The 7,908-nt window shown below is 54.6% G+C and carries 6 protein-coding genes and 1 pseudogene; all 7 read right to left on the bottom strand.

Features of this window, described 5'->3' with window-relative positions; all coding sequences use genetic code 11:
• Nucleotides 1-171, bottom strand: a 171-nt coding sequence (locus tag CFR80_RS16100) for a transposase (RefSeq protein WP_146221661.1), incomplete at its 3' end; no start/stop codon positions are given.
• A 180-nt stretch (nt 172-351) separates the two neighbouring features.
• On the bottom strand, nt 352-2,643 hold the full coding sequence (locus CFR80_RS16095) for a DEAD/DEAH box helicase (protein ID WP_010516109.1): 2,292 nt from the start codon (nt 2,641-2,643) through the stop codon (nt 352-354).
• Nucleotides 2,640-4,040, bottom strand: a complete 1,401-nt coding sequence (locus CFR80_RS16090; RefSeq protein ID WP_010516110.1) for an ATP-binding protein — start codon at nt 4,038-4,040, stop codon at nt 2,640-2,642. The genes CFR80_RS16095 and CFR80_RS16090 overlap by 4 nt, the downstream gene beginning before the upstream one ends.
• Nucleotides 4,037-6,319, bottom strand: coding sequence for a TerB N- and C- terminal domain-containing protein (locus CFR80_RS16085; protein WP_026019788.1), 2,283 nt, complete (start codon nt 6,317-6,319; stop codon nt 4,037-4,039). The genes CFR80_RS16090 and CFR80_RS16085 overlap by 4 nt, the downstream gene beginning before the upstream one ends.
• Before the next feature lie 121 nt (nt 6,320-6,440).
• Nucleotides 6,441-6,824 carry a type II toxin-antitoxin system VapC family toxin gene (locus CFR80_RS16080; RefSeq protein ID WP_010516112.1) on the bottom strand — a complete coding sequence of 128 codons (384 nt, stop codon included), beginning with the start codon at nt 6,822-6,824 and terminating at the stop codon, nt 6,441-6,443.
• On the bottom strand, nt 6,821-7,117 hold the full coding sequence (locus CFR80_RS16075) for a type II toxin-antitoxin system Phd/YefM family antitoxin (protein WP_081500394.1): 297 nt from the start codon (nt 7,115-7,117) through the stop codon (nt 6,821-6,823). Before CFR80_RS16075 ends, CFR80_RS16080 begins: the two co-directional genes overlap by 4 nt.
• 171 nt (nt 7,118-7,288) lie before the next feature.
• Nucleotides 7,289-7,554 (bottom strand): annotated as a pseudogene (locus tag CFR80_RS19960) (SOS response-associated peptidase); the annotation flags it as partial.
• Nucleotides 7,555-7,908: the final 354 nt, after the last annotated feature.

Raw genomic sequence — 7,908 nt, 5'->3', positions numbered from 1 at the left:
AAAAAGGCTTGCCATGCCTTCGATCGCCTGGCGCTTCCATTGGGCGATCATCGTCTGATGCACGCCATGTTTCGACGCCAACTCCGCCAGTGTCAGTTCGCCACGGATCGCCTCCAGGGCAACCCGTGATTTGAACTCCGCCGCATACCGTTTCCGCGTAACCTTGCCCATAAAACCCGTCCTCGTTCAGGCCAGATGATAGCTTATCGTCCTGTCCGAAAAATGGGGACCACTTCTAAATGCCCAACCCGACAGACTGTTAGATTATATTTCGACTTTTGAGCAGGTTGTCGGGCCGGGGTATCCGCCATTCCAATACATTCCGGCCAACGCCAAACATTATAAAGGTATTTAGGATTCAAAAATTGTTTTTACCTCAGTCGGAAATCTAGAAAGCAGGTCAGCCGCAATAATCGGCACACGTTCCGCGTCGATATGCTCACTGGCGTAGCAACGCGCCAGCAATTCGTCTCCTAAATAGGCGTCATATTTCGCTCGCTTCATATCCGGCACTAGTCGAGCTAAAATTTTCGCGTCCGGCACAGGTCCTTCTGCAATGATTTTTAGGGCGGCAATCAATTTGCTCCCATCCTTAGCAGGAACCGTGACCGCGATACCTTCCGAATTAGCCATTACGCCATGAGAGGCAAGCGCCAGCACGAAGGCCAGTTGTGCCCGATTGCCGACCCAAGGGAAAAGCAGGAGTTCGTCCTCATGTCGTCGCAGGCTCGCATGGCGCAGTCCAAGATGATCGAACGTCTCTCTGGCTTCAGTAAGAAACTCAAGTGCTGCCTTGTCGAGAAAGCGGGGAATAGCGATGTTCTCGTAAACCCTGCGCATCTCTGCCACGACTTCGTCAGCCGGGGGCAGGCCCTCGCCACCAAATTCAGGCGGCACGCCGCCATAAGCTCGTGTGACCAGAATTTCCCGGCGTCGATTGTCGATCTCGATTATCTGCCACCGCCGTCCAGCGAAGATAATGAGTTGTTCCGGCATCACGGGGTTATCGACCGGCAGCGTACCGAGGTTCCGTCCGCGATCCGTGATAACCTTGAACTCGTCAGGCGTCATGAATACGGCGTAGAACCCACGGTCATTGATGACCCGCTCACCTTCTTCGCCTGGCAAAAGCGTCCCGTCTGGCGCCTGCTCAATAAGCTGGACTTCCGGATGCTTCATTCGCCGCAGCACATCAATGTAGAGGGCCTGATCAATTTCAGGAAATACCCGACTCTCGATCAAGCGGTTCCAGCCCTGTTTGACTGTCAGACCACCGTGTTGAGCGATCAGGGCCAGAATTTGCTGTATCAGCGTGGAGAGGTGGAGCCGCCCAATTTGAGGCGGTTCATTCCAGCGCCTCAGCATGAGATTGAGCATGGCTATGGTCTGCACCGTGCTTGGCCGCATAGCATCAATGGGATGGATGCGCTCGTCGATCGCCATCTCGGTGGTGTAAACCCGCATTACCGAGGATTGTCCTGCACGACGACCGGAACGTCCTAGTCGCTGGCGCATGCCTGAAACAGTATGTCCCGGCCCGATTTGGCTTACAGCATCAATGTGGCCAATATCGATGCCCAGTTCGAGGGTCGTGGTTGCGACAATGGAACCTGGTCGATCTTCTTCTTTCAGCCTTCGTTCAGCTTCCTCACGGTGCTCACGCGACAAACTGCCATGATGAGCGAAAAACTCCTCCGGCACGCCCAATGTCTCGCAAAGGCCACGTAACCTTGCGGTATAAAGTTCAACATTCCGTCGTGAGCCGGCAAAGATCAAACTCCGATGCCCCCGGAGCGTGTTGAAGATGTGTGTTGCAATCTCCATGTCTGCCGTGCGCTCGGCGACCTCGCCCTTGTCTGAATTGTCGCCCCGTTGCTTCAGGCGCGGCTGTATATAGCCGCGAAGCTGGAGCTTCAGGGGTTGGCTGCCCATTTCAGATTCCAGTATCTCCACGCCATCCGCATTCAATGCCCGTAGGAAAGCCGCAGAGGTTCTCATGTCGGCCAGGGTGGCCGAAAGGCCTACGCGAACTACCCGATGTCCGGCGGCGATCTCGATACGATTGAGCAGCGATTGAAGTTGGCGTCCGCGCTCTGCATCCATAAAGGCATGCATTTCGTCAACCACGATGTAACTTAGCGCAGCGAACAGACGCTTCGCCTCATTTCCCCGTCGAACAAGGATGGCCTCCAGACTTTCTGGCGTGGTCAGCAATATCCCTTGGGGCCGCTTGCGTGCACGCTCCTTGATGCTGCTGGCTACATCCCCATGCCATTTCCAGACTGGAATTTCCACTTCTTCGCAAAGTGTCTCCATGCGACCAAACTGATCGTTGATCAGTGCGCGCAAAGGACTGATATAAATGGCCTCGAAGCCGGCACCGGGTTTGCGTTCATCTGCTGCCAGTCGCGAAACAATTGGCAAGAAGGCCGCCTCGGTCTTTCCGCTTGCGGTCCCGGCCGCGATGATGAGATCCTGCTGTCCTTCCAGAAGGACGGGAATGGATCGTTCCTGAATATCACGAAGCTCTGTCCATCCCTGACGCCAGATCCAGCGCCGGATTTGCTCGTGCAACAGATCGAAAGCCGTCGATGCACCCTTACCGGAAGTTTGCCCGAGTGGGTCGGGCGGCGCGTCGTTCAAAGCTTGAAGTCCGCCAGATCATCATCGGGAGAGGCCTGAGCAGAGCCGATCGTCGAAGAGCCTGCCCCACCAGGCGTATCTTTATTGTCGACCTCGACAATATCGCCACCCGCCAAGGGCGTATCAGGCGCGACTTCAGCCTGGTCCACCAGATCCTGCCACTGCGCCTGTGAATTCTGTTCCAGGATGGCAAGCAGGTCGAGAAAAGCCTTGATGGTGTTACGCGGTGTGCGGAAATAAGCCTCGCCAATCCTCTGGTTGCAATGAGTCATGAAGGCTTTGAAAACCTCATCCGGCACCAGATAACGATTCTGGTCACCATAGGCAAAGACGTGCCGTAACCTGCCAAGCAGAATGTAGAGGTCTTCGGGTGTCAGGCTCTGAAGCCGGATGACCGGGCCGGAAAGATCAACCAGACCATTTCGGGCAAAGCTGTTTTCAGCCAAACGGGATCGCAACGCTTCGTAAGAGTAAAGGCCCCGGCGGCTGTCCATCAGGAATTCGGGGGTGCCCCCGAAATAAACGCCGAGGGATTCAGCCGAACCTTGAAGCACATCATTCACGATACGGAGAATCTGCTCGTAGTTCGCATTGCGCGACTGGGCGCTGACCAGCTTGAAGAGGTTTACGCATTCATCGAACATGACCAGAAAGCCGGAATAGCCTGCCAGGGTCACGAAGCGGCTCATGACTTTCAGGTAATCGTAAACCGAGGCATCATCGATGATAGAGCGTAGGCCGAGCGCCTCCCGGGCCTCGGTTTTGAGCGTGTATTCGCCACGGAGCCAGCGCAGTGCCGCAGCCTTTCCGCTCTCGCTACCTTCTTCGAAAGCTCGCCAGTAGCATTCGATGACGGTTGCAAAGTCATAGCCGGAAACGAGTTCCTGAATGGGAAGCAGTCTTTCTTGGATAACGTCTCCAACCTTGCGACCCGAAGCCTTGGCAGCAGCCTGTGTCTCCATGATGAAACGTTCGACTACGCTTGCAAGCGCTCCACCATCCTGCTTGGTGCGGGTGGCCATGTTACGCATGAGTTCTGCGTAAAGGCTGCGAGCCTGGCCGCCGCTGGCATGCAGGCGACGATCAGGCGATAAATCTGCATGCGCCACGACCAGCTTGCTTTGCATGGCAATGGAGCGCGCCAGATTAAGGAAAAAAGTCTTGCCTGCACCGTAGTCGCCAATGATGAAACGAACAGCAGAACCACCGTCCGCGATGCGTTTGACGTCCAGCACCACCTGGTTGACTTCGCCCGCGCGACCGACCTGCACTAATTGGATGCCTGACCGTGGCACGACACCTGCGCGAAGCGCCTGAATGACGCTATCGCGGTCTCTGGGCCTGATTTTCTCCGCAGTGCGCGCCCCGTCTGAGGTTGCAATACCAAGGTTGGTCATGATGCTGCTCCCGGCGCGTCAGCAAGGAGCGCCATATTGATGATCAAAGGGTCGCCGTCCTCAATGAGTTCTTCATCGAAAGTATCATAGGCCCATTCGTTGATGGCTTCGAGTGCGCCATCTGGCATCAACCCGAGTTCGTGTGCCTTGGCCTCAAATCCGGAGCGTGTCCACTCCTTTTGGTTGACCAGGATCTCAAGCAGTCGCGTCTGCTCCGCACCAAGTCCGGCGAAGCGCGTTGCCTGTTCCAAAGTGGGTGCAACGACTGCCGGACTTGGAATTTCAGAAGTCTCGTCCTCATAGATTGGTGCCAGGATTTTCTCGACCGCCCTCGTTTCGCGCAGGATGGTGCCGACCTTCCCCATATCAATGATGATACCGTCAGCAGGTTTCGCTTTCGAAGGCGGTGCTGGAATTCGATGGCCGCCTCCCTGTGACCTGCCATCCTCGACCACGATCGGTTCCGCGGTATAGGATGCCCTGGCAGCCGTAACCCGATGCAAGGTGGCGTAGAGTTCCCGTCGATCGAGACCACAGGCTTCGTAAAGCCGCTCAAGAGCCACCATCATGCCTTGGTCGGTTTCACCTGTCATTACAGTGACAGAAGCTGCCAGCGTGGCGACTATGGTTTGTTGCCCGGACTCCAGACTATCAACGATGGCTTTGAGGCGGCCAGGCGTTGGCAAGCGCGGCGGAAGCAGGCGCAGGCGGGCTATCAGCCGTTTTGTTTCAGGCGGGGTAAGCTGCAGGTGTGTGGTGAGATCGTTGACCAGATTTGTACCCAAGGTCAGGTTTTTTGCTGCCGGGCCGATGGCGGTCATGACCACGGCAGCGATGCGGAAGTTGTCACCGACAGGTATCAGGGAATCCTGGGCGTCGCCAGCGTAGAATAAGATTATATTCTCGCCTGGCTTGTTCCCACCATAGGTTGGATCCGGTTCCATGCCGTAACCTAGGCGTGCCAGCATGGCGGACATGTCGCGCGCTTGCCGCAGACCCGTGGCCCCCTTGCCAGAACCAAAGCATCGCAGACCCAGTTCCTTAAGCGGCACATCGGCAACAGGCCGGGGCAGATCGTCCAGCCAGGCTCTGAAAGCACGAACGGTTTCTCTTTCCCCAAGTTCTACGGGCAGCATCGAGGCGGCAGCCATACTGTCGACACGTTCACGTTCCTTGCCGATGACCTTGGCAAATGGAGTCAGATCCTCACGGGCCCCTTCGCAGAGCTTGATCATTTTGGTCCATGTCAATTGCGCTGGATCAGGAAGGCGGTCGAAGCCATCAAACTTGATCGAGACATGGAGATACTGACTTGCCGCTCGATAGCTCAGATCAAGTCGGCTCTTTTTTTTATCTTTGAGCCGCACACCGTCAGGAAATTTCTTATTAAAACGATGTCGCGTGAGTTCAATGAACTCCGGACGCGCTCGTGTCATTGCCATGCGTGGCCATAAACCGGTTAAGTGAGAGGGCAAAGACAGAATACCTGCCATGGCGAGATCGAAGTCGAGCGGAATGCCTTGCAACGCATGCAGACTTAATTTGACCCGAAGTAAGGGAGACATGTGGTCTCCCAAAGCTGAGACATCCGGTTTCCATGCCCCCAATCTTTGCATATCGGTCAAGGTTTGTCGCATTTCAATGAAATTGAGCAGTTCAGTGCTGTAGTTTGCAAAAGAACCATTATGTTCGAAGAGGCTGCGCAGGCGTTCTACTTCGGCCATCAACAACGCCTCTTCAGCCATTGAAGGCGTATCGGCTACCAAGCGACGTTCAAGCCCATAAAAATAAAGGAAGGGATAGCCCATTGGGTAGCTCGTGTCGGATTTTCCGCTCGCCAGCCAATGCAGGTAAGCCAATCGTTGATTGGGCGTGATGTCAGTATATGAGGACCAATAACCCAGATCCAGGTTCGTTTGCGGCACTCTGGCCGCGATCTTGAGCGATGGTCTGATAAGGCAGGGCGCTGGAGTGTCGGCACGCCAGCCTCCATCCGGCGCTGCAGACAAAAAGTTGCCGACATAGACCATGCCATCAGTTATCTCGAAGCCATGGATCGTGACTTTTTCACCGGGAGGGACCCAGTGCGCATCGTTCTTCTTGTGGCTCCGGGATTGTCCATGCAATACTAATTTCGCCTCATCATTGGGAAATATATGTTGGGCATGGGATGAGGAAGCGTGCGTAGATGACGAGGCAGTAGTCTCTTTCCTGGTCGCCACATTGGTCGTATCCGGAATTTCAGATCCGCTGAAAATACGCTTTAGCCAAGAAAACATAATATGCTCACCGAATGCTCGCCAATTCTTTCAAATAATAGACATTGTTCTTCCGATGCAGCAACTCTCCTCTGTGGCGAATGGACATCGATACAGATCCTCGGCTGTTCTGTTCACATTCTCAGGAACAACGGATTATTTTAATAGAATAGTAATCCATTTGTCCGTCTTCTGAAAGAAAGGTGGCATGCTCAGCTTGCGCCTGCGCCATTAGAAGATGGTCAAACGGATCACGATGATGCATAGGCAAAGACATAAGAATCTTCAGATGCTCGGGCTGTATTTGCAGCAGAGAGAAGCCTTCGCCAGGAATTGCTGCCAGAATATCGTTTATATCCGCATCCAGTTTTCCGATACGGATTTTGATTGCAATCTCCCATAATGACACGACACTCACCAGAATATCATGGGCCGGATCCGCAATGATTTCCCGTGCATTATCTCCTAGCCGATCAGAATCCGAAAGCCACCAGAGCAACGCATGCGTATCGAGCAGAACCTTCACAGGTCGCGTTCCATGCTTTCAAGAACGTCCGGCGGTGTCTGATCAAAATCTTCGCTCATCCTGATTCGCCCTCGAAGGACTCCTGGCTGACGACGGGGACGATAGGAAGGAGCAGGCGGCCGCAGTTCAGCCACGACCTGGTCGTGAGATGTAACAAGGATCGTGCTGCCTTGTCTGACCTGACGCAGATAAACTGTCAGGTTTCCTCGAAATTCTCGAACACCGATTTTCTGTGGGGATGGTGCGTTATCTGAAAGATGCTGGCTCATTGTCTCCTCCCTCTGTGTCATCATAACATGTACACACAGCGAGGAGGTAGAGAATTCCTGAGATATATTCGATTTCAAAGATCAGTGGCTTCCGGACAGTGCCAGAGCAGCCGTTATATTCTCAACTCCGGCCGCGAACTCGGCCGGAGCGTTCGCCCTCCAATGACGTCTCCACCACCAGCGTCCGGCATTCATGCGTGTAAACCAGACGGGTCTGCTGGGCTCTCTGGCAGGCGCTTCGGTTCGGAAAAGGCCGTGAGAGGCACCAGGTAGTGATGCGCCACACCTTCACAACGCTTCCGTCAGGTCGAAGTGGGATTGCGGATATTATTGGTCACGCCTCGATCGACCCTGTGGGCTTTCAGGTATCCCGGCGGCGTGGGCATGCTCCACCGCGCCATGATCAGGTCGCGACCATCCGGCGTATTCCGCGCGATGGGCACCATGATGTTGGGCGTTACAACAGACTATTCAGGCGTCTCCGGGCAGGGGGTATCGCGATGGTGGTGAGACGCTGATGCTGGTATCCTCCTATTCCCTATTTTGGGGATACGTAATTGTATGGCCCCCTGAGAGCCTGATCCGAAAGTTTTTGAACAATACCAGCCTGTTGTGATTCATCCGTCTTTACGAAGAGATGGAGTGAATGGTGACATGGACTGGTATTGCCCGACGTGAACATAGCCGGGAAGGACTGCGATATCCATCGGATATGAGTAAGCTCCCGGCGACTGACGCCTTGCTGAATACTTCTGGTCTTGTTCAGCTATGAAGCATGAGCGATTTAAGAGATAGGGACGCGGTACTACCTGCGA

The sequence above is a fragment of the Komagataeibacter oboediens genome (assembly GCF_003207815.1).
GTDB lineage: Bacteria > Pseudomonadota > Alphaproteobacteria > Acetobacterales > Acetobacteraceae > Komagataeibacter > Komagataeibacter oboediens.
This window is presented reverse-complemented; position numbering and strand designations above follow the sequence as displayed.